This window comes from Rhizomicrobium sp. (assembly GCA_037200385.1).
Taxonomy (GTDB): domain Bacteria; phylum Pseudomonadota; class Alphaproteobacteria; order Micropepsales; family Micropepsaceae; genus Rhizomicrobium.
The window spans coordinates 3100713-3123146 of record JBBCGL010000001.1 but is presented as its reverse complement, the minus strand read 5'-3'; the positions used below and the strand labels follow the sequence as shown (position 1 = coordinate 3123146).

At 66.7% G+C, this 22434-nt stretch carries 14 protein-coding genes; 6 read left to right on the top strand and 8 right to left on the bottom strand.

The window, feature by feature from the left end; all coding sequences use genetic code 11:
- Position 1: 1 nt before the first annotated feature.
- The 4 genes from WDM91_14745 to WDM91_14730 all read right to left on the bottom strand — a co-directional run bounded on the left by WDM91_14745 (position 2) and on the right by WDM91_14730 (position 6375).
- The gene (locus WDM91_14745; protein ID MEI9995852.1) at positions 2 to 3376 is read right to left on the bottom strand and encodes an error-prone DNA polymerase; all 3375 of its coding nucleotides are present in this window, start codon (positions 3374 to 3376) and stop codon (positions 2 to 4) included.
- Positions 3373 to 4938, bottom strand: coding sequence for a hypothetical protein (locus tag WDM91_14740; GenBank protein ID MEI9995851.1), 1566 nt, complete (start codon positions 4936 to 4938; stop codon positions 3373 to 3375). The genes WDM91_14745 and WDM91_14740 overlap by 4 nt, the downstream gene beginning before the upstream one ends.
- Positions 4826 to 5602: a hypothetical protein gene (locus tag WDM91_14735; GenBank protein MEI9995850.1), complete on the bottom strand. Its 777-nt coding sequence runs from the start codon at positions 5600 to 5602 to the stop codon at positions 4826 to 4828. The genes WDM91_14740 and WDM91_14735 overlap by 113 nt, the downstream gene beginning before the upstream one ends.
- An 80-nt stretch (positions 5603 to 5682) precedes the next feature.
- A complete protein-coding gene (locus WDM91_14730; GenBank protein ID MEI9995849.1) occupies positions 5683 to 6375 on the bottom strand; it encodes a TetR/AcrR family transcriptional regulator in 693 nt (230 codons plus the stop codon).
- A gap of 399 nt (positions 6376 to 6774) precedes the next feature.
- Between WDM91_14730 and WDM91_14725 the strand changes: the two genes are divergently transcribed.
- The 5 genes from WDM91_14725 to WDM91_14705 all read left to right on the top strand — a co-directional run bounded on the left by WDM91_14725 (position 6775) and on the right by WDM91_14705 (position 17231).
- The gene (locus tag WDM91_14725; protein ID MEI9995848.1) at positions 6775 to 10056 is read left to right on the top strand and encodes a TonB-dependent receptor; all 3282 of its coding nucleotides are present in this window, start codon (positions 6775 to 6777) and stop codon (positions 10054 to 10056) included.
- A 404-nt stretch (positions 10057 to 10460) separates the two neighbouring features.
- Positions 10461 to 11987, top strand: a complete 1527-nt coding sequence (locus WDM91_14720) for an alkaline phosphatase family protein (GenBank protein ID MEI9995847.1) — start codon at positions 10461 to 10463, stop codon at positions 11985 to 11987.
- A gap of 44 nt (positions 11988 to 12031) precedes the next feature.
- On the top strand, positions 12032 to 12910 hold the full coding sequence (locus WDM91_14715; GenBank protein MEI9995846.1) for an ABC transporter ATP-binding protein: 879 nt from the start codon (positions 12032 to 12034) through the stop codon (positions 12908 to 12910).
- A 3-nt stretch (positions 12911 to 12913) separates the two neighbouring features.
- Complete coding sequence (locus WDM91_14710; GenBank protein MEI9995845.1) at positions 12914 to 16504, top strand: M1 family aminopeptidase; 3591 nt, start codon at positions 12914 to 12916, stop codon at positions 16502 to 16504.
- A gap of 64 nt (positions 16505 to 16568) precedes the next feature.
- On the top strand, positions 16569 to 17231 hold the full coding sequence (locus WDM91_14705; protein MEI9995844.1) for a TetR/AcrR family transcriptional regulator: 663 nt from the start codon (positions 16569 to 16571) through the stop codon (positions 17229 to 17231).
- A gap of 27 nt (positions 17232 to 17258) precedes the next feature.
- On the opposite strand, the gene WDM91_14700 is transcribed toward WDM91_14705, so the two are convergent.
- The 3 genes from WDM91_14700 to WDM91_14690 form a co-directional block, all read right to left on the bottom strand.
- The gene (locus WDM91_14700) at positions 17259 to 18104 is read right to left on the bottom strand and encodes a fumarylacetoacetate hydrolase family protein (GenBank protein ID MEI9995843.1); all 846 of its coding nucleotides are present in this window, start codon (positions 18102 to 18104) and stop codon (positions 17259 to 17261) included.
- On the bottom strand, positions 18101 to 18892 hold the full coding sequence (locus WDM91_14695; protein ID MEI9995842.1) for a dienelactone hydrolase family protein: 792 nt from the start codon (positions 18890 to 18892) through the stop codon (positions 18101 to 18103). The genes WDM91_14700 and WDM91_14695 overlap by 4 nt, the downstream gene beginning before the upstream one ends.
- A 147-nt stretch (positions 18893 to 19039) precedes the next feature.
- Entirely contained in the window at positions 19040 to 20242 is a 1203-nt protein-coding gene (locus WDM91_14690) for a cytochrome P450 (protein ID MEI9995841.1), read from the bottom strand.
- Between the two features lie 150 nt (positions 20243 to 20392).
- On the opposite strand from WDM91_14690, the gene WDM91_14685 reads away from it, so the two are divergent.
- Entirely contained in the window at positions 20393 to 21997 is a 1605-nt protein-coding gene (locus tag WDM91_14685; protein ID MEI9995840.1) for an acyl-CoA synthetase, read from the top strand.
- On the opposite strand, the gene WDM91_14680 is transcribed toward WDM91_14685, so the two are convergent.
- Positions 21994 to 22392 (bottom strand): DUF559 domain-containing protein, encoded by a 399-nt coding sequence (locus WDM91_14680; protein ID MEI9995839.1) that lies wholly within the window; start codon positions 22390 to 22392, stop codon positions 21994 to 21996. The genes WDM91_14685 and WDM91_14680 overlap by 4 nt on opposite strands.
- Positions 22393 to 22434: the final 42 nt, after the last annotated feature.

Genomic DNA, 22434 nt, shown 5'->3' with positions numbered 1-22434 from the left:
CCTAATGGAAATCCCGGGATTTTGGCAGCACGCGGACATTGCGCGGATGGCGCGGGGTGCGCGAGTCCGGGTGCTGATAGGCGAGGTCCTCCAGCCGTCCCTGGAAGGGGGGCGGGGAATCTTCCGACAGCCGGTTCAGCTCCGCGCTGCGGTCGAAGATCCGCTCCGCCACCAGGTGCACGACATTGTCGGCGCTCTGCACCTTGCCTTCGATCAGCAGCAGCCGCGCCCCCATGATCTCGCGCCGGAAGGTCTCGAAGACCCGCGGCCATACGACGACATTGGTGATCCCGGTCTCGTCGCTCAGGGTGATGAACACCACCCCGGCATCGCCCGGCATCTGCCGCACCAGCACCACGCCGGCGCATCGCGCAGGCTTGCCGTCCCCGGCCGCTGCGACCGCAGCGCAGCTCTTCACGCCTTCGGCGTCGAACTGTGCGCGGAGGAACTGCATCGGGTAGCCTTTGAGCGACAGGCGCAGCGTCTGGTAGTCGGCCAGGACATGCTCGCTGAGCGGCATGGCGGGCAGGGGGGCGATGTCCTCCTCCGGCAATTCCTTCATGCGCTGCGCCGCGAACAGCGGCAGGGTGTGATGATCGGCGAGGCGGCGCACCGCCCACAGGCCTTCACGCCGGTCCATCCCGAAGGTGCCCAGCCCGTCCGCTTCCGCCAGCACCATCAGCGCCTTCTTGGGCAGTTCGCTGCGCCGCACGAATTCGGCGAAGCCGGGATAGCCATAGCCGCGGCCCTCCACGATCCCGCGCGCCCACGCCTCCCGGAAGCCGTCGATCTGGCGATAGCCCAGGCGCAGCGCCAGCACGCCGCAGGAATTGCGCTCCAGCGTGTTGTCCCAGTCGCTGAAATTGGCATCGGGCGGCAGGACCTCGACGCCATGCTCGCGCGCATCGCGCACGATCTCGGCCGGCGCATAGAAGCCCATCGGCTGGGCGTTCAAAAGGGCGCAGGCGAACACCGCCGGATGGTGGCACTTGATCCAGGACGACACATAGACGAGATGCGCGAAGCTCGCGGCGTGGCTTTCGGGAAAGCCATAGGAGCCGAAACCCTCGATCTGCGCGAAGCAGCGCTCGGCGAAGTCCCGGGTGTAGCCGCGATGCGTCATCCCGCCGATGAATTTGTGCTTGAACGTGTCGATGGTGCCGAGATTGCGGAACGTCGCCATGGCGCGGCGCAGGCCGTTGGATTCGTCCGGCGTGAACTTCGCCGCGACGATGGCGAGCCGCATCGCCTGTTCCTGGAACAGGGGCACGCCCATCGTCTCCTTCAACACCTGGTAGAGTTCGTCGGGCGGGCCGTGATCGGGATGCGGCGCGGGATACTCCACATCCTCGATGCCTTTGCGGCGCTTCAGATAGGGATGCACCATGCCGCCCTGGATCGGCCCCGGCCGCACGATCGCGACCTCCACGACGAGGTCGTAGAATTTGCGCGGGCGCAGGCGCGGCAGCATGTTCATCTGCGCCCGGCTCTCGACCTGGAACACGCCGATGGCGTCCGCCTTGCACAGCATGTCGTAGACTTCGGGCTGTTCGCGCGGCACATTGGCGAGGGTGAAGCGGCCCTTCTGTTTCTCATGGAGGTCGAACAGGTCGAAGGCCTTGCGGATGCAGGTCAGCATGCCGAGCGCCAGCACGTCGACCTTCATCAGGCGCAGCGTGTCGAGGTCGTCCTTGTCCCATTCGATGAAGTAGCGGTCGTCCATCGCCGCCGGGCCGATCGGCACCAGCGTGTTCAGCGCGTCGTCGGTCAGCACGAAGCCCCCGACATGCTGCGACAGATGACGGGGAAATCCCATGATCTGGTTGGCGAATTTGACGGCCTGGAAGATCGCCGCGTTCTGCGGATCGAGCTTGCCCTGGCGCACCTGGCTTTCCTTCAGCGCCTCGCCCCAGCTGCCCCACACGCTGCCGGCCATCGCGCCGGTGATGTCCTCGCTGAGGCCGAACACCTTGCCGACCTCGCGGATGGCGCTGCGCGGGCGGTAATGGATGACGGTGGCGGTCAGTGCCGCACGGTGATGGCCATAGCGTTTGTAGACGTGCTGGATCACCTCTTCGCGCCGCTCATGCTCGAAATCGACGTCGATGTCGGGCGGCTCGTCGCGCTCGACGGAGATGAAGCGCTCGAACAGCAGATCGATCTGGGTGGGATCGACCGCGGTGATGCCGATGGCATAGCACACCGCCGAATTGGCGGCCGAGCCGCGCCCCTGGCAGAGGATATGCTTCTCGTTGGCATAGGCGACGAGGTCGCGCACGGTGAGGAAGTAATGGGCGTATTTCCGCTCCGCGATGACCGCCAGCTCCTTCTCCAGCGTCGCGCACACCTTCTCCGGCACGCCGTCCGGATAGCGCCGGGCCGCGCCTTCCCATGTCAGGTCGCGCAGATGGCCGATGGCGGTCTTGCCCGGCGGCACCGGCTCGTGCGGATAGTTGTATTGGAGGTCGCTCAGCCGGAACGCGATGCGCCCGGCGAACCGCACGGTCTCTGCGATCGCCTCGGGGCAGTCGCGGAACAGCCGCGTCATCTCGAGCGGGGTCTTCATGTGGCGCTCGGCATTGGCTTCCAGGCGCTTGCCTGCCTTGTCGATGGTGACACGTTCGCGGATGCAGGAGACGACGTCCTGCAATTCGCGCCGCTCCGCCGCGTGGTAGAGCACGTCGTTCACCGCCAGCAGCGGCACGCGGGTCTCGCCCGCAAGAAGGCCGAGGCGGCGCAGGCGCCGCCGGTCGTCGCCGCGATGGAGCATCGAGGCCGCCAGCCAGACCCGGCCGGGCGCGAGACGGCGCAGGGTTTCGAGCGCCGCCTCCACCTTGGCGAGCGTACCGCGCGCCGGCGGCATCACGGCGAACAGCAGGCCTTCATGTCTTGCGTGCCGATCCTCCGGCTCGTGCCGCTCGGCCAGGTCGGACAGGAAGAGCGTGCATTCGCCCTTGGTGGCGCGCTTCGCGCCCTGCGGCACGCGCAGCTTGCCGGCAGACAGGAGCTGGCAGAGCCGGCCATAGGCGGCGCGGTCGGTGGGATAGGCCAGCACATCCGGCGTGCCGTCGGCAAAGACCAGCCGCGCCCCGATCAACAGCCGGGGTTTCCTGCCCTCGAGGCGCGGATCGCCGAACGCCGCATAGGCGCGCACCACGCCGGCCAGCGTGTTGCGGTCCGCGATGCCGACGGCTTCGTAAGCATAGCCATAGGCGGTGAGCGCCAGCTCCTCGGGCCGCGAGGCGCCCCGCAGGAAGGAGAAGTTCGAGGTCACCGCGATCTCGGCGTAAGGCGGCTGATCCTTCAGCACGTCGAGCGGCGTCTCCGGCGCCGGCTTGGGCGCGCGCTTGTCGCGCACGGGCTTGTCCGCTGTCATGCGAAGAGCCCGTGGACATACCAGCGCGGCTGGAACGGCTCCCGGCCGTAGAGGCCGTCGCGATAAAGCCAGAAGCGGCGCCCGGCATCGTCCTCGACGCGGAAATAGTCGCGGGTCGGCCGCGGCGACGGGTTGCGCCACCATTCCATCGCGATGCGCTCGGGCCCTTCGGCATGCGCCACCGCGTGCAGCATGCGGCGCCAGCGGAAGCGCAGGGGCGGCCCATCGGGCACCTGCGCCATCACGTCGATGGGTTCGGGCTTCTCGAACAGGCGCAAGGGGCGGCCCGGCGCATCGCCCTCCAGCCGCGGCTCGAAGGCGAGCGCGGTGTCGGGTGCGTGCTGCGCCGGCACGGCGACGCCCTCGGCTTCCGGGATATGCGTAGCCTGCGGCTGGAAGACCAGCACACGGTGCGCGCCGAAGCGCGCCGCCAGCCGGTCGATCAGGAACGCGACCTCCTTGTCGTCGTCGGGGCGGGCCTCGAGACCGACGCTTTCGGGCATGAGGCGCTCGGCATGCGGCACGGCAAGCCGCACGAGATCGAAGCCGAAGCCGGGATCGAGCGGGTCGTAGAGCGCGTCCAGGCGCGTGCGGAACAGGTTCGCGATGGTCTTCGCATCGCGCAGCGGCCGGGCGGTCTCGAGCGGGACGCGCCGCACGATGCCGTCGCTCCGGAAGAAGCTGGCCTCGAGCCGGCGCGCGCCCTGGCCGCGCTCCGCCAGCACGGCGCAAAGAGAATGCGCCAGGCCGAGGATCGTCTCCGCGATGAAATCCTGCGCCGTCACCGGATCGGCGAAGCGGCGTTCCGCCATGTAGTCGGGCAGGATGCGGCGCGGCGAGATCGGCTGTTCGCCGAGGCCGAGCGCGCGGTCGAGCTTGGCCACCATCTCCTTGCCGAAGCGCGCGGTGAGCTCGGCGCGGGAGCGGCCTGCGACCTGCGCGATGGTCTTGAGGCCGGCGCGCCGCAGGGCATGGCCGTCGCGCGCGTCGAGATCGAGCGCCGCCACGGGCAACAGGGCGGTGGCCTTCGCCTCCTCGCCGGACGCCGCGATGGCGCCGTCGGCATAACGGGCCAGGGCGCGCGCCGCCGCCGCCGTGCCGGCCAGGGCGGCATGCACGCAAAAGCCCTGGCGGCTCAATCTGCCGCGAACCTCGCGCAGCATGGTCTCTTCGCCCGCGAAGAGATGCGTCGCGCCCGTGACGTCCAGCAGCAGGCCGCTGTGTCCGTCGATGGAAATGAAAGGCGTGAAGCGGTCGCACCAATCGGCGATCCGGGAAAGGAGTTTGCCGTCCCCGGGAAGATCCGCCTCGACGACGGTGAGCGCGCGCACCATGGCGCGGGCGCTCGCGAGCGCCATGCCGGGATGCAATCCCAGCGAGGCGGCGGCGGCATCCACCGCATACAGGAGGCGCGTATTGGCGCTCCGGATCGAAACGACGAGCGGCGTTTCATCCGGTGTGGCGGAGCCTTCGGAGCGGCGGCGCAGCCGGTCGGTCGGAAGCCGCGGAAACCACAGCGCCAGGATGCGCCGCTTGCTGCTCGAGGTCCCGGAAAGCGCCATCGTCACAACACCACTCCATCGTCCAGCGGCCGGTCTCGCCCTGCCGGTTGCGCATCAGTTCGGCATCGAAGCACGGCATGCCCCAGTCATCGCCCGCGGCCGAGCACGCCGCGCGCACGCGCCAGCGGGTCTGCGCGGCGCTGGGTTCGATCTCGGCCGCGCCGCGCAGCAGGATCGCGGTCACGCCCCTGGCCTGGGCGCCCAGCACGAGCCGCCGCGAGGCGACGAGGTCGAGGATCTTCGGATTGCCCGGAATCTCCACGATCACCGCACCCAGCGCCGCACAGGTAAGGGCATCGGCTCCGGCCCGCAGCGCATCGGTCGCGTCGGCGGCGCGCAGCAGCAGCACGGATGGCGGATCGATCCCGAAGGCCTTCAGCCCCGTGGCCGAAACCTGGCCATGCTCCAGCGCGGAATAATCCTGCACCACCCAGAGCAGCCGCTTGGGTCCCGCCGCGCGCTGCGCAAGGGCTGCGGCAAAGCCGAATCCCGCACCGTCGTTGGCGGCAAAGACCTCATGCAGCGCGCCGCGCAGCAATCCGCCCTGGAGCGCGCGGTCCGCGGCCGCATGGCCAAGCGGCACCAGGTTCCGCGCCCGGCTTTCGCCCGGGATCGGAGCCAGAAGATGCCGGGGTCCGGCCAGCCGCGAGGTTATGCCATCCATGATGTTCGCTCTTTGTTCTAGTATTGAAAAATACCGGATGCCGAGTCAAGGGCCGGCATCTGCCCGTTGTTATAGCTGGATTATTCCGCGGGCTGCGCGGCTTTGCGGAACGCGGTCCTGGCGAGGCAGACGGCGCGGAAGCCTTCGGCGCTGTATCTCACCAGGCGCGGCTCGATGGCCTCGAAATCCCCCGGCTGGCACAAGCCGTCCGACAAGCTGTCGATCGAAGCATTGGCCGCGTTCACGATCATCAGCGAACCGGAGAACAGGTGGTAGCTCCAGAACAGGTCCGCTTCGTCGGCCTCGGGGAGCGCGCGTTTCAGCAGGACGATGAACCGCTTCAGCACGGGATTGTATTTCTGGGCGAAGATCTCGGCCAGCTCGGTGCTGTCGAGATGGGTCACGAAGGCGCAGAAATTCCGCCAGCCTTGTCCGCCCTGCCGGTTCAGGCTGAACATCGGGCGCAGATAGGCGCCGATGATGCCCTCCACCGTCATATGTCCACCGACCTCGGCTTCATAGCGGTCCATCTCCCGCATGCGCTCGGAGTTCAGCACGTCGCAGCGCCGGGCGAAGACCGCGTCGAAAATCCCGCGCTTGCATTCGAAATAGTAGTGCAGCAGGGCGGTATCGACATTGGCCAGTTCGGCGATCTCGCGCATCGTCACGCCATAGATGCCGTGCCGGGCAAAGAGCTCTTCGGCCGCGTCGAGGATGCGCTCGCTCGTGGCAAGACTCCGCTGTGTGCGTTTCGAGGTTTTGTCCTCGGACACACGGCGGAACGGGCGGCGGCCTTTACGCGCCACGCGGTCTTGAACTCTACGCCCCGGAACGGGGGCGGTTACTCCCTGCATAATCGTTTCCCCCCAAAGGAACGATTACCTTGTTGTGATTTTCACAAAGCTTACATCAAACGCCTTTTCGCCAAAGCGTTTGTGGTGTTCAACGGTTCTTAATTTCTGACAAAAAGTCGGGTGCAGTGCAGCGAGAACTGCGCGCAAATCTTTGACGCAGTGCAACATCGCGGCTGCTTCGTGACTCCACGGCCACACCGCTCCGACAATATTCAACGCCCGATGAATTCTCTTTGACAACAAAATTCCCCCCGGTCATCACTCACCGATCAATGAATAAGCGTCGCGATTTATGCGATCCGCAGGGGAGTCCGATTCGTGTCCATCAAGACCAGCTCAATGAAGCTCGCCACCGCTTTGCTCGTCACCACCGCGTTCACCGCGCCGGCTCTGGCGCAGATCGAAACCGTGGTCGTGACCACCGAGCGCAAGGCTGAAGACATCCAGACCGTGCCGGTCGCCGTCACCGCGCTGAGCGGCGCCGACCTCAAATCCAAGCAGGTCAACAGCTTCCGCGATCTGCAATTCCACGTGCCGAGCGTGACCTATACGAAGTCGAACTTCGGCGGCGCGCAGTTCCAGATCCGCGGCATCACCACCCAGTTCGGTCTCGGCGCCGCCATCGCGCAGAACGAGAACGACATCTACCTCGAAGCCCCGTCGCTCGTGACCGGCCAGTATTTCGACGTCGATCGCGTCGAAGTCGCGCGCGGCCCGCAGTCCACGGCTTACGGCCGCGCGGCGACCGGCGGCGCGGTGAACATCATCACCTCCAAGCCGAACCTCGACGAGTTCCAGGCCCGCGCCTCCTTCGACTACGGCACCTACAACACGATGAAGCCGGAGCTGATGGTCAACGTCCCGCTCATCGACGGCGAGCTCGGCGTCCGCTTCGCCGCGCTCGGCGTCTTCCATGACGGTTATGAGAAGAACGACTACAGCGGCCCGGCGCTGATCCAGGGCGGCCCGGCCGACAAGAGCGTCAACGGCCAGGGCACGGCTTCGGGCCGCGCCTCGGTCCGCTGGGAGCCCAGCTCCGACACGACGGTCGATTTCGTCGCCGAGCTCGGCTACGAGAACGACAACCGCGTCCGCGGCGACAAGCAGGAATGCCATCGCGATCCCTCGGGCGTGCTGGGCTGCTTGCCCGATCAGCTCGGCACCGATCCGCTCAACGTGCTCTCGACCCTCGGCGCGACGCTCGGCTCCAAGCAGGGCATCACGGCGCTGCTGAACCTCTCCGCGGGCGTCACGAATTTCCAGCAAGCCCAGGCGCTCGGCAATTCGCTGGGCCTGTTCCAGCTCGCCGGCAATGGCGGTCCGGGCGATCCGGCCGGCCCGGCCGGCCGCGTCTTCCTCGGCACCGCCGTGTTCCCGAACCCCTTCTCGTCGCCGACCGCGCTGCCGCCGCCCTATCCGGCGAACACTTACGCGATGAACCCGGCGCTGGTGGATGGCATCGGCTCGGGCGCCCACGGCCAGGTGTCCTCCGACCTGCTGCATGCCAACACGGCCTTCAACCCGAAATACAAGGCCAACAACGAAACCTATATGCTGAACTGGGCGCAGACGATCGCGCCCTGGCTGAAGTCGACCCTCGATGTCGGCTATGCGAGCACCTATCAGTTCACCCAGCAGAACTACAACGACTCGACACCCGAGAACATCAGCAGCCTGATCGGGCCCGCGGTCGCCGGCTTCGGCGTCCTGTTCGGCAATGGCAACGGCGCGCCGGGCCTCGTCAACGGCACGAACGCCACCGGCATCTACAATCCCTACTTCGCGCCCGCCGGCACGCTGCCGATCTCGAACACCTATTACAACGGCAAGTTCGGGTCCTATGCGGGCAGCATCGACCAAGCGCATGGCGTGCTCGCCAACACGCCCTATTTCATGGCCTATGACGAGGACCAGGGCTCGTCGCGCGAATGGACCGGCGAGCTTCGCGTGCAGACCAGCTTCGACGGCCCGCTGAACTTCTCGGCCGGCGCGTTCTGGATGTCCTATGACGGCCGCAACCAGTACTGGGTCGCGTCCGACGGCCTCGACTGGGAGTCGATCGCGCTCGGCGCCTTCACCGGCGGCAATTTCGGCAACGCCGCGCTGATGGCGGCGAACCCGACCTTCGACAGCGAGACCCGCCGCGGCGCGGTGCAGTCGCGGTCGGTCTTCCTGGAAGGCACCTATGACATCACCGACACGCTCAAGCTGATCGCCGGCGCGCGCTACAACGACGACCGCACGAGCACGCTGACCACGCCGATCCAGAACCAGCCCCTGTACATCGGCGGTCCGAACTCGTCCGTCGGCGGCGGCCTGCTGCTCACCAACGGCTTCTATCCGGTGGGAACGCCGAGCTGCGGCCCGAGCCAGGTCCAGACCGAGCCCGCGACCCTGCCTTGCGTCGGCTACCCGGGCGTGTTCCGGCTGCCCACCGACGTCACCGGCCAGGCGAACAGCGTGACCGACAAATGGACCGGCCGCGTCACGCTCAACTGGATGCCGCACCTGTCCTGGACCGACCAGTCCCTCGTCTACCTGACGCTGTCGCGCGGCGAGCTGGCCGGCGGCATCAACAAGACCAACACGGCGGCCACGCCGGCCGCGCCGCTGGTCTATCAGCCCGCCACGGTCGACGCGGCGGAGCTGGGCACCAAGAACACGCTGCTCGACGGCAGCCTGCAGGCCAACCTCGACGTCTGGTACTACAATTACGAGAACTACCAGGTCGGCATCATCTCGAACCGCCAGGCGCTCGAGCTCAACATCCCGGCCCATCTCTACGGCCTGGAAGGCGAGCTCGTGTGGCAGCCGCAGGACGATCTGTCGTTCAACCTGACGCTCAGCCTGACGCAGTCGCAAGCCGGCACGGCCTACCTCATCGACCAGCGCAACCCGACCGCCGGCCAGGCCAACTCCATCCTGGTCAAGGACATCACCAACGGCTCGCTCTGCGTGATCGTTCCGACCATGGCGCAGACGATCGGCCATACGCCGGGCGATTCCAGCGCGGCGCCCGCCAACACCCCCGGGGCGCATGTCAACAACTTCTACCTGCCCAATGGCGGCAACGCCGCCATCGACGCGCCCTACGGCGTTCCGCTGGTCAACTACGGCGTCTGCAACGCCGCGTTGCAGCCCCTGCTCGCCGCGGCCGGTTACTCCTACTCGACGGCGGTCAACAGCAAGACCGGCGCCGCGACGGGCATCATCGACGGCAACGGCATCGCGACCAATGTGAAGGGCAACCGCCTGCCGCAGATCCCGAACGGCCAGGTCGGCATCGGCGGGCAGTACACGTTCCACATCAACGAATACACCCTGGTCCCGCGCGTCGACTACTACTGGCAGTCGAGCATGGAAGCGCGCGTGAACAACGATCCCGGCTCCGACTATATCGGCGCCTGGGACACGATGAACGCGCAGATCCAGCTCAATGCGCCGGACAGCGCGTGGTACGCGAAGGTGTTCGCGACCAATGTCTTCGACAAGCACAACCCGACGGGCGAATACCTGACGGACCCGACCTCGGCCCTGTTCACCAACGTCTTCACGGAGGACCCGCGCGTCGTGGGCGTCTCGGTGGGCGCGAGCTGGTAGGTTTCGGGCTTGAACTCGCGGAAAAGGGCGCCGGCGACGGCGCCCTTTTTTGTTGCCTGCCGCTTGCGGCATCCCGACGCGTCCATATTGCTCATCGTTCGATGAATTTCGTTGACGGCTCAGCCGCCCGGATTTATTCATTGACTGGTGAATTAAATTGTTTGCGGCTGCGTTCCATCATTTGATGCGTCGCAACAAGCGTTTTACCCGTCGGAACGGCGCCTTACCCAGGGGACCCTCCGGCGGCAGAATCCCCCAGCCGGCGCTCCTCCTCGGGCAGGGCTGGGGGATGTTCTCCCTCCCGAATCACCTCCCGATTTCGTGTCGTCCGCCCTGGTTGCCGGGGCTTTGCCCCGACCGGCGTCCAAGGCAATCTCCTGCCGGCGATTTTGTCCGGAACGCGCATGCCCAGGCCTTTGAATGTGCTGTTCATCACGGCCGACCAATGGCGGGGCGAATGCCTGTCGGCCCTGGACCATCCGGTCGTGCGGACGCCGCATCTCGATGCGCTGGCGCGGGACGGGGTGCTGTTCGCGCGCCACTTCGCCAATGCGGTGCCTTGCGGCCCCTCCCGCACCTCACTGCACACCGGCATGTATCTGCAGAACCACCGCTCGGGCATCAACGGCACCCCGCTCGAGGCGCGGCATACCAACTGGGCCAAACAGGCCGCGGCGATCGGCTATGACCCCGTCCTGTTCGGCTATACCGACACCAGCATGGACCCGCGCGAATTGGCGCAGGACGATCCCTGGCTGCGCACTTATGAAGGCCCGCTGCCCGGCATCCGCCCGCTCGTGATGATGGGCGAGACGCCGTATCCCTGGACCGACTGGCTCAAGGCCCAGGGCTATCCGGTGCCCGAACCGATCTCAGGCGCCTACGGCCTGCGCGGCGACGGGCCGGACTATGAGGACGGCGCGGCGGTGCCCAAACCCCTGCTTTATCCGCCGGAAATGGACGAGCCCAACTTCCTCGCCGACCGCTGCATGGACTATATCCGCGGCGCCAAGGGCCCGTTCGTCGCGCATCTCTCGATCTTGCGGCCGCATCCGCCCTTCGTCGCGCCGGCGCCTTACAACGCGCTGTACGATCCGGCGGCCATGCCCGGCTTCTCCCGCCTCGCAACGCCGGACGACGAAGCGGCGCAGCATCCCTGGCTCGCGCATCAGCTGACGCGCCGCCAGTTCCGCGCCGGTGCCGACGAGAAGAAGCTGTGCCGGATGAAGGCGGTCTATTACGGCTTGATGAGCGAAGTGGATGCCGCGCTCGGCCGCGTCTTCGCCTTTCTGAAGGAAAGCGGCCGCTGGGACGATACGCTCATCATCTTCACCTCCGACCATGGCGAGCAGATGGGCGATCACTGGCTGCTTGGAAAATGCGGCTACTTCGACGCGTCCTACCGGATCCCGCTGATCGTGCGCGATCCGCGCCGGTCGGCCGATGCGGGGCGCGGCGGCGTCGTGACGCGCTTCACCGAGAACGTCGACGTCATGCCGACCCTGCTGGATGCGATCGGCGCGGAGATTCCGCTGCAATGCGACGGGCTTTCGCTGCGGCCCTTCATCGAGGGCCAGGGCGCGCCGCCGAACTGGCGGACGGAGGCGCATTGGGAGTTCGATTTCCGCGATCCCACCGACGACAGCGCCGAGCGCGCGCTATCCCTCACGCTGCACCAGTGCACGCTCAACGTGATCCGGGACGAACGCTTCAAATATGTGCATTTCACCAAGCTGCCGCCGCTGCTGTTCGACCTGGAGAAGGATCCCGGCGAGTTCGTCGATCGCGCCCGCGATCCGGACTATTTGGCGACCGTGCTCGAATATGCGCAGAAGCTGCTCTCCTGGCGCATGAACCATGACGAGCAGGTTTTGACGCATGTCGCGCTGACCCATGCCGGGCCGGTGGCGCGGCCGTCGGCCCGCTATTGAACGGCGCCCACACAAGCCTATCTTTCGCCAAACGAGGGGTTCTCATGCTGTCCATCCGCGACCTGGTCCACGTCTATCCAAGAGGCGTGCGCGCCCTCAATTCCGTCAGCCTCGAGATCCCGGCCGGGATGTTCGGTTTGCTCGGGCCCAACGGCGCGGGCAAGTCGACGCTGATGCGCTGCATCGCGACGCTGCAGACGCCCACCAGCGGCGAGATCCGGTTCGGCGACATCGACGTGATCCGCGAGCCGGAGAAGCTGCGCCGCGTCCTCGGCTACCTGCCGCAGGATTTCGGGGTCTATCCCCGCGTCTCGGCGCTCGACATGCTCGATCACATGGCCGTGCTCAAAGGCGTCACCGGCGCCCGCGAGCGGCGCGAGACCGTGGAGGCGCTGCTCAACCAGGTCAATCTCTGGTCGGTGCGCAAGAAGCCGGTCGCGGGCTTCTCGGGCGGCATGCGCCAGCGTTTCGGCATCGCCCAGGCGCTGATCGGCCGGCCTTCGCTGCTGATCGTGGACGAGCCGACCGCCGGTCTCGATCCGGAGGAGCGCAACCGCTTCCTCAATCTCCTGTCGGAGGTCGGCGAGCAGATCGTCGTGATCCTGTCGACCCATATCGTCGACGACGTCTCCGATCTGTGTCCGCGCATGGCGATCATCGCCGACGGCCGGATCGTCGGCGCCGGCGCGCCAGAGGACCTGACCCGCGCGCTCAAGGGGCGCGTCTGGAAGAAGACGATCGACAAGGACGCGCTCGACGCCGCGCGGGCGCGATATGCCGTGATCTCGACCCGGCTGGTGGGCGGCCGGACCGTCGTGCACATCGTGTCCGACAGCGATCCGGGCGACGGCTTCGCCGCGGTCGAGGCCGGTCTCGAAGACGTCTATTTCTCGACGCTGATCAACGCCCGCAAGGCGGCGTAATCGATGTTCGCCAAGATCGCCGGCTTCGAACTCCGCTATCAGATGCGCTCGCCCGTCTTCTGGGTTTCGGGCATCGTCTTCTTCCTGCTCACCTTCGGCGCCACCACCATCCAGCAGATCCAGATCGGTTCGGTCGGCGCGGTCTACCGGAACGCCCCGTTCGCGATCCTCACGGAACTGGGGATCATGTGCGTGTTCTTCATCTTCGCGCTGACCGCGTTCGTCGCGAACATCGTGGTGCGCGACGACGAGACCGGCTACGGCCCGATCGTCCGCTCCACCCGCATCACCAAGTTCGACTATCTCTTCGGCCGTTTCGCCGGCGCTTTCGCGGCCGGCGCCGTGCTCGCGCTGGCGCTGCCGCTCGGCATCTTCGTCGGCTCGCTCATGCCCTGGCTCGATCCGATGAAGATCGGGCCGTTTCGCCCGCAGGACTATCTCTACGCCTACTTCGTCGTGATGCTGCCGACCCTGTTCGTCCTGGGCGCGGCGTTCTTCGCGCTGGCGACGGCCACGCGCTCGATGATGGCGACCTATGTCGGCGTGATCGGATTCCTGGTTCTCTATTTCGTGCTGACGGCGCTGTTCCAGAAGCCGCAATACGATCACATCGTCGGCTTGCTGGAGCCGTTCGGCGTCGGGGCGGTCCAGGAGCTGACGAAGTACTGGACGACCTCCGACCGCAACGCGATGCTGCCGCCGCTGGCGGGCCTCATGCTCTACAACCGGGCGATATGGCTGGGGCTCTCCGTGCTCCTGCTCGCCGTCGCCTATGCCAGCTATCGCTTCGAGACCCGCGGCGCCAAGGCCGGCAAGGCGGAGAAGAAAGAGGCCGTCGTCGTCCGGGCGCATGTCGGCCCGCTGCCGGCGCCGCATTTCGACGCCGCGAGCCTGGCCGTCATGGGCTGGAAATGGACCCGCTTCGAGATGGCGCAGGTGTTCAGGAGCCCGGCCTTCTTCGTGCTGCTGGCGCTCGGCCTGCTCAATTCGCTGGGCGGCCTCGTCTTCGCGACCGAGCGCGCGGACTTCACGGTCCTGCCCGTCACCAACCTGATGATCCAGACGCTCAACGGCGCCTTCTCGATCATCCCGATGATCGTCGCGATCTACTACGCCGGCGAGCTCGTCTGGCGCGAGCGCGACCGCCGCACCCATGAGGTGTTCGAGGCCGCGCCGGTGCCCGACTGGGCCTTCGCGATTCCGAAGATCGTCGCCATCGTCCTGGTGCTGACGGCGATGATCGCGATCTCGGTCCTCGCGGGGGTCGCCGTGCAGGCCTCCAAGGGCTACTTCAACTTCGAATGGTCGCACTACCTGGTCTGGTACGTGGTCCCCAACGCGATCGAGGCGGTCGAGCTCGCGGTGCTCGCGATCTTCGTGCAGACCCTCTCGCCGAACAAATATGCCGGCTGGGGCGTGATGGTGCTGCTGCAGATCGTCCTGATCACCTTCGGCAATATCGGCTTCGAGCATCACCTGTATCTCTACGGCACCACGATCGGCGTGCCGCTCTCCGACATGAACGGCCAGGGCAAGTTCTGGATCGGCCGCGGCTGGTTCCAGGCCTATTGGAGCGCCTTCGCACTCATCCTCGCGGTGCTGGCCTACGGCCTGTGGCGGCGGGGCACCGAGACGCGGCTGCGGCCGCGCCTCCGGCGGCTGCCGCGCCGCCTGGCCGGCGCCGCCGGTGCTCTGCTGGCGCTCGGCGTCCTCGCCTGGGCGGGGAGCGGTGCCTATATCTTCTACAACACCAACATTCTCAACGAATACCGCACGAGCGAGGGCGACGACCAGTATCTCGCCGACTACGAGAACGCGCTCTACAGATTCCACACCCTGCCGACGCCGCGCGTCACCGACGTCGCGCTGACCGTCGCGATCTATCCGCACGATCCGCGCATCGTCACCACGGGCCACTATGTCGTGCAGAACAAGACCGGCAAGCCGCTGACCGAGATCCATGTGCGCTGGCGGCGCGACCTCAAGATGGAGGCGCTCGACGTCGAGGGTGGCCGCGTGAAGCGGGATTTCGGCCGCTTCAACTACGTGATCTACGCCTTCGACAAGCCGATGCAGCCGGGGGAGAGCCGCACCGTGGGCTTCACGACCGTCTGGGCCCAGAAGGGCTTCCGGAACCGCGGCAACCTCACGCGCATCGTCGACAACGGCACCTTCGTCGACAACACCGAGATCGCACCGGCGCTGGGCATGGACGAGAACATGCTCCTCACCGATCCGGTCAAGCGGCGCCGCTATCATCTGAAGCCGGCGCAGCTGCGGCCGCCCAAGCTGGGCGACAAGTCCGGGCCCTCGGTGGGTTTCTTCACCGATGCCGACTGGGTGAATACGGACATCGCGGTCTCGACCGTCGCCGACCAGACGCCGATCGCGCCGGGCTATCGCGTGTCGGAAACCGTGGCCGACGGCCGCCGCACGGTGCGCTTCAAGAGCGAAGCGCCGATCCAGTTCTTCTTCTCGGTGCAGTCCGCCGCCTATGTGCACAAGACGGCGAAATGGCACGACGTCGACCTGACCGTCTACTACGACCCGCATCATCCCTACGAGATCGGCCGGATGCTCAATTCGATGAAGGCATCGATGGACGTCTATACGAAGGCGTTCGGTCCCTACCAGTTCCGCCAGGCGCGCATCATGGAATTCCCGGGCTATGCCGATTTCGCGCAGTCCTTCGCCAATACGATTCCCTATTCCGAGAATCTGGGCTTCATCCAGGACGACCGGGCGATCCGGTCCGACACCGACAAGATCGATCTCGTCACCTTCGTGACGGCGCATGAGCTCGGCCATCAATGGTGGGGCCATCAGCTGAGCGCCGCGAACATGCAGGGCAGCACGATGCTGATCGAGACCTTCGCGCAGTACTCGGCGATGCTCGTCATGGAGCACCTCTACGGTCCCGAGCACGTCCGCAAGTTCCTGAAGGAGGAGCTCGACAACTATCTGCGCAGCCGCGGCAGCGAGGAGATCGAGGAGCTTCCGCTCGACCGGGTCGAGAACCAGGGCTACATCCACTACCGCAAGGGCGCGGTGATCATGTACCGCCTGAAGGAGACCGTGGGCGAGGCGGTCGTCGACCGCGCGCTGCGGCGCATGCTGGCGAAATTCGCCTTCAAGCCCGCGCCTTACCCCACGACGCTGGACTTCCTCAAGATCCTGCGCGAGGAAGCCGGCCCGAAATACGATGCGCTGATCGGCGACCTGTTCGACCGCATCACGCTCTACGACCTGCACGCCGACAGCGCGGTGTGGGCGCGGCGGCACGACGGCCGCTACGACGTGACGCTGACCGTCACGGCGCACAAATACTACGCCGACGGCAAGGGCAAGGAGACGGAAGCGCCGATGAATGAGGCGGTTCCGGTCGGCCTGTTCACCGCAAGCCCGTCGGCGGCCGATTTCGGCAAGGGCAAGATCCTCTCGCTGGCGCCCGTCGCGATCGTGTCCGGCCGGCAGGTCCTGCACTTGGTGACGGCGGCGCCGCCGAAATTCGCGGGCATCGATCCGTACAATGAGTGGATCGACCGCAATTCCGACGACAACGTCGTCGCGGCGGGTTCCGGCAGCGGAAGCTGACGCTCTGGCGCGGAGCGGCATTTTGGGGAATATGGTCGGCCGACCACCGGAGCCGGAAGTCTCCTTGGACTCGCTCGATCACCTCGACGGCGTATTGCCGGTCAATCAGGCCCGCAGCCGCGACGCCCGCGACCGGCTGCTGGCGGCGGGCGAGCGCGTCTTCGCCAGGGTCGGCTATGACGCGGCGCATGTGAGCGACATCGCCCAGGCCGCGGGCTGCTCCGTCGGCAGCTTCTATCGCCGGTTCCGCGACAAGGAGGCTTTCTTCAAGGCGCTGCATGCCCGCTTCACGGAGCGCAATTTCGACAGCGCGGCGCGTTTCTTCGCCATGCCGGAATGGGACGGCCGGCCGACCTCCGCCGTCCTGCGCACGCTGATCGGCAATACCGCGCATATCATGAAGCGCAATCACGGCTTCTTCCGGGCCCTGTTCCAGCGCTCGCTGGCGGGCGCCGGCGCCGATTACTGGCCGCGCATGCGGGCCGGGACGCAGCGCCAGGGCGAGCTGTTGGCGGCGTTCCTCGCGGCGCGGGGCCAGGGCGGCGGCGAAAGCTTCGTCCAGGATTGCGTCTTCGCGCTGCGCTCGGTCGACGGCACGCTGGTCCATCGCATGCTCAATGACGGCCCGGCCATCGAGGACGAGGTGCTGGTCGATTCGCTGTCGCGCATGGCGCTCGGCTTCCTGAACATTCCCGACGACGGACCGAAATTGCCCAGCCGCGAATGATGCTCCCGCCCGGGACGCTTCGAAGCCCTATCCCTCCGCCACCATCTTCGCCTCCAGCGCGCCGATCCGGTCGATCTCGATCCGCACCGTGTCGCCGGCCTTGAGGAATTGCGGCGGCTTCATCGACTGGCCGACGCCGCCCGGCGTGCCGGTGAACACCATGTCGCCCGGCTCCAGCGTCATCGCCTGGCTCAGATAGGCGATCTGGTCGAAGCAGTTGAACACCAGGTTCTTGGTGTTGGAGTTCTGCTTGATCTGCCCGTTCACCAGGCAGCGTATGCCCAGGGTGTGCGGATCGCCGATCTCGTCCGCGGTGACGATCCACGGGCCGATGGGCGCATGGGTGTCGAACGACTTGCCCACCAGCCATTGCGCGGTGTGGAACTGCCAGTCGCGCACCGAGACGTCGTTGCCGCAGGCATAGCCGAAGATCACCTCATGCGCCCTCTCCTTCGGCACGTGGCGGCAGCGCTTGCCGATCACGAACACCAGTTCGGCTTCCCAGTCGATGGCCGTCGAGGCTTTCGGAACCTGGATCGGATCGTAAGGCCCGTTGATCGCATTGCCGAGCTTGCCGAACCAGATCTGCTTCTGCGGCGTCTCGGCGCCGCTTTCCGCGATATGGTCGGCATAGTTGAGGCCGATCGCCATCACCTTCTGCGGCCGCGGCACCGGGGCTAGCAGATGGACGTCCTTGAGCGCGTAATGCGGCGGCTCCTCGGCCGCGCGGCGCGCCACCTTGTCCTTCAGCGCCGGCCATTGCGCGATCAGCGCGATCATGCCGGGCGCCAGGTCGGTCAGTTCGACGATGCCGTCGCCGCTGACGAGACCGGTCCGCTCGCTGCCGTCCGCTTCGAAAGTCACCAGCTTCATGTCGCGATATCCCCGAGTGTCGATGCAAAGAAATCCACGGCAAGCCGATGCGCCTGCCGCGCCGTCTCGGGATTATAGCGCATGATCACCGTGCCGCCCTTGCCCTGATTGCCGAACGGGTCGTTCACCTCCAGGTCGGCGCCCGGCATGTCGAAGCCGTGATGGCTGTCCGGCAGGACTTCGAGCGCGATCCGCGCGCGGTCGGCCGGCGCCAGCCCCGCCACCAGCTTGGCCGAGATGTCCGGGTCGTTGTCGTATTGATCGCGCGCGCCGGTGATCAGCAGCATGGGCGCATCGACCAGCTCGCCGAATTCGAACCCCGGCACCCGGTTATAGGCCCAGGTCGCGGGATAGACCGGCAGGAACGCCGCGAAATGCCCGCCGGGCAGGAAGGCGTCGTTTCGCGCCCGCGTCGCCGCGAACATGCAGACGACACCGCCGAACGAAAATCCCGCCACGCCGATCCGTGCCGGATCCACAGCCGGATGGGCCGTGAGAAAGGCCCGCGCGCCATAGAGGTCGGCCAGCGCATCGGCGGGCCGCGGCCGCCCCTCGGCGCCGCCTTTGAAATGCCGCGCCGCCCACAGGTCGGGCTCCAGCGTCACGCAGCCGGCGGCGTTGAGCGCGTCCGCATAGCCGCCCTCGCGTCCGGACGGCCCCGCCGAGCCATGCAGCAGGATGACGGCCGGATGCTGAGCGCGCCCGTCCTGCGGCACGCGCAAACGCGCGGCGATGGTGAGGGGTTCGGCGTGGAGCGAGGGGAACGCGATGTAGTGGAGAGAGATCATGCGACAGTCTAAGCGCCAATAAACTTACCTGTCATCCCGGACGGATGCGCAGCGTCCGATCCGGGACCCAATGAGCGTGATGCGCGATAGGTCCCGGCTCTGCGCGATGCGCACGCATCGCTTGGCCGGGACGACAAAGTGCACGCGCTAGCCCATCCGTTTCGCAGCCGCAAACGCCACGGGCATCGCCTGCGGCCCGGAGATGAAGTTCGACGGCAGCCATTTCGGCGGCGCCTTCAACCGGAAATCCTTCATCCGCGTCAGGACCTCGACCAGCATCGCGTCGATCTCGATCCGCGCGATGTGCTGGCCCAGGCAGCCATGCGGCCCGGTGCCGAAGGCGATGTGCGCGTTGGGCGTGCGCGACAGGTCGAGCTTGTGCGGCGCCGCGAATTTCGCCGGATCGCGGTTGGCGGCGCCGAAATACATCACGACCTTGTCGCCCGCCTTGATGTCCTGTCCGGCAAGCGCGACGTCGCGCGTCGCGCGCCGCCGCATATAGATCACCGGGCTCGTCCAGCGCAGCAGCTCCTCGCGCGCCGAAGGCAGGCGGCCGGGCAGGTCCTCCATCAGCCATGCGTGCTGATCGGGATTCTCCAGCAGTGCCAGCATGCCGGCCGACAAGAGGTTGCGCGTCGTGTCGCCGCCGGCGTCGATCAGCAGCAGGAAGAACAGCAGGAATTCGATGTCGTCCAGCTTCCTGCCGTCGACCTCCGCCTGCAGCAGCTTGGTGGCGAGATCGTCCTTCGGGCGCGCCCGCTTTTCGTCGATCAGCTTGCGGCCGTACTCGAACATCTTGAACACCGCGACCGCGCCCTCCTGCGTCGGCGTGCCGCCGGCGGTGGTGTGGATCGCCTCGGTGAGCTTGTAGAGCTCGCGCCCGTCGTCCAGCGGCATCCCCATCAGCTCGGCAATGACATAGGACGGCATCTCGCCGGCGACCTCGGAGACGAAATCGCATTCGCCGCGCGCGATCACCGCGTCGACGATCTGGCGCGCCAGCGCCTGCAGGCGCGGCGTGCGGCCGGCGGCGGAAGGCTGGGTGAACTCCTGGCGGATCAGCTTGCGGAACGCGGTGTGCTGCGGCGGATCCATCATCAGCATCATCTTGTGGCCGCCGAAGCTCGTCGCCTGGTCCGGCGCGTCCTGGATCATGATCGTCGGCTCCGACGAGAAGGCCTGGAAATCGCGGTCGACGTCATAGACGTCCTGCCAGCGCGTCACCGCCCAATAGCCGGGGCCGTTCGGCTCGGCCTGGAAGTGCAGCGGCGCGTTGGCGCGCAGCCAGTCATACTGCGCATGCGGATGGCCGGCGGCGAAGCTGTCGGGATTCCAAAGATCGATCTTCATGCCGTCGTCCTGCCTGTGAAGCACCCGTCGGCAATTCTGAGAACATCCGCGGCGCGCCGCAATCGCGTTGTCGGCCTGCCGCGCAGTCACTACAGTGCTGCAAACGGCGCGCGGACCAGGTTTCCGCAGCGTCATGCAGGGAGATACGCAATGCCGTGGAATTTCGGCGACATCCTGGACGCGATCGAGACCGTGCTGCCGCCGGACGCGCCGGCCTTCGTGCACGGCACGCGGCGGATCGGCTGGGGCGAAACCTCGAAACGGACCAACAACCTGGCCCGGGCGCTCATCGCGCGCGGCGCCAAACCGCGCGACAAGGTCGCGTTCTACATGCGCAACCGCCCGGAATATTGCGAGACGCTGGCGGCCTGCTTCAAGGCGCGGCTGACGCATGTGAACGTCAATTACCGCTACAAGGCGGACGAGGTGTTCTACATCTTCGACAATTCGGACGCCCAGACCGTGGTCTATGGTGCGGAGTTCCGCGACGTGATCGCCCAGATCCGGCCGCGTCTCGGCAAGGTGCGGAATTTCGTCGAGATATGCGACGGCGGCGAGCGCGCCGATTTCGCGCTGGATTTCGAGACGCTCGCGGCCGAAGGCGACGGCACGCCGCTGAAGATCGCGCGGTCGCCGCAGGACGAGTTCTTCATCTACACCGGCGGCACCACCGGCATGCCCAAGGGCGTGATCTGGACGCATGACGACCTGCGCGAGACCTCGCTGATCGCGCTGCGCAAGCTGGGCCCGGTGCCGGAGAACCTCGATGAGGTGGTGGCGGCGATCCGGCTTGCCGGTCCGGGCGGCCGGTTGCTGCCGGCCTGCCCGCTGATGCACGGCACGGGCCTGCTGATGGCGATGAGCGTCATGATGAGCGGCGGCTGCGTCGTCACGCTGGCGCATCCTTCGCTGAATCCGCACGAACTGTGGGCGGCGGTGGAGGCGAACAAGGTGATGACGGTTGTGATCGTCGGCGACGCCTTCGCCAAGCCCATGCTGGCGGCGCTGGAGGAACAGCCGGGGCGCTACGATATGTCCAGCATCGTGAACATCGTGTCCTCGGGCGTGATGTGGTCGCGCGAGGTGAAGAAGGCCCTGCTCGCGCACATGCCGCAGGCGATCATGGTGGACAGTTTCGGCTCGTCGGAGGCGGTGGGCTTCGGGACCTCGATGATGACGGCGGCCGGCGAGGTCGCGACCGCGAAATTCCAGATCGGCGACCGCTGCAAGGTGTTCGATGCGGAGGATCGCCCGGTGGTGCCGGGGTCGGGAACGCCCGGCATCATCGCGATGCCGCAGCCTATTCCGCTCGGCTACTACAAGGACGCGAAGAAGACGGCCGAGACGTTCAGGACGATCGGCGGCGTGCGCTATTCGATGCCGGGCGACTGGTGCGTGGTCGAAGCGGACGGTGCGCTGACCCTGCTGGGCCGCGGCAGCGTCTGCATCAACACCGCGGGCGAGAAGGTCTATCCCGAGGAGGTCGAGGAGACGCTGAAGCTGCATCCGGCGGTCGAGGACGCGCTGGTGGTCGGCGTGCCGGACGACAAATGGGGTCAGGCGGTGACTGCCGTGGTGGTGACCAGCGGCGATTTCGACGAAGAAGGCATCCGCCTGCACGTCCGCGAACGCCTCGCGGGCTACAAGACTCCCAAGCGGGTCCTGATCACCGGCGTCCCGTTAAGAGCCCCCAACGGCAAAGCCGACTACAAAAGCGCCCTGGAATTCGCGAAGAGAGAATTGGGCATCGTTTAAGCTCCTCCACCGCGAAGCGGGGGAGGGGGACCGCCGAAGGCGGTGGAGGGGGCAGCCACGCGTGCGATCCCTTCCAGCACATTCTCCATATTGTCTTTCTTCAAGACATCTACCGCCGGAATACGCAGTACGCGAATGCCCTGCTCCGCGAGCCACGCATCGCGCCGCTCGTCATGGGCAACGCGGCCTTCGTGACTCACACCGTCGACCTCCACCGCCAACCGCGCTTTCGCGCAGTAGAAGTCCAGCACATAAGGCCCTTCCGGATGCTGATGGCGGAACTGCAAGCCGCGAAGCTTTCGGCCGCGAATCTCGTCCCACAGAAGAATCTCCGGCAGCGTCATCTTCCGCCGCAGCTTGCGAGCCCGCTTGATCGACAACACCGGTGCGCGCATCTGCCCCCTCCACCATCGCTGCGCGATGGTCCCCCTCCCCCG

What these genes read in the sequence shown, in the direction of transcription:
- WDM91_14745 (MEI9995852.1), bottom strand. Translation starts at nt 3,376, where the DNA reads ATGACAGCGGACAAGCCCGTGCGCGACAAGCGCGCGCCCAAGCCGGCG.
- WDM91_14740 (MEI9995851.1), bottom strand. Translation starts at nt 4,938, where the DNA reads ATGGCGCTTTCCGGGACCTCGAGCAGCAAGCGGCGCATCCTGGCGCTG.
- WDM91_14735 (MEI9995850.1), bottom strand. Translation starts at nt 5,602, where the DNA reads ATGGATGGCATAACCTCGCGGCTGGCCGGACCCCGGCATCTTCTGGCT.
- WDM91_14720 (MEI9995847.1), top strand. Translation starts at nt 10,461, where the DNA reads ATGCCCAGGCCTTTGAATGTGCTGTTCATCACGGCCGACCAATGGCGG.
- WDM91_14715 (MEI9995846.1), top strand. Translation starts at nt 12,032, where the DNA reads ATGCTGTCCATCCGCGACCTGGTCCACGTCTATCCAAGAGGCGTGCGC.
- WDM91_14710 (MEI9995845.1), top strand. Translation starts at nt 12,914, where the DNA reads ATGTTCGCCAAGATCGCCGGCTTCGAACTCCGCTATCAGATGCGCTCG.
- WDM91_14700 (MEI9995843.1), bottom strand. Translation starts at nt 18,104, where the DNA reads ATGAAGCTGGTGACTTTCGAAGCGGACGGCAGCGAGCGGACCGGTCTC.
- WDM91_14695 (MEI9995842.1), bottom strand. Translation starts at nt 18,892, where the DNA reads ATGATCTCTCTCCACTACATCGCGTTCCCCTCGCTCCACGCCGAACCC.
- WDM91_14690 (MEI9995841.1), bottom strand. Translation starts at nt 20,242, where the DNA reads ATGAAGATCGATCTTTGGAATCCCGACAGCTTCGCCGCCGGCCATCCG.
- WDM91_14685 (MEI9995840.1), top strand. Translation starts at nt 20,393, where the DNA reads ATGCCGTGGAATTTCGGCGACATCCTGGACGCGATCGAGACCGTGCTG.
- WDM91_14680 (MEI9995839.1), bottom strand. Translation starts at nt 22,392, where the DNA reads ATGCGCGCACCGGTGTTGTCGATCAAGCGGGCTCGCAAGCTGCGGCGG.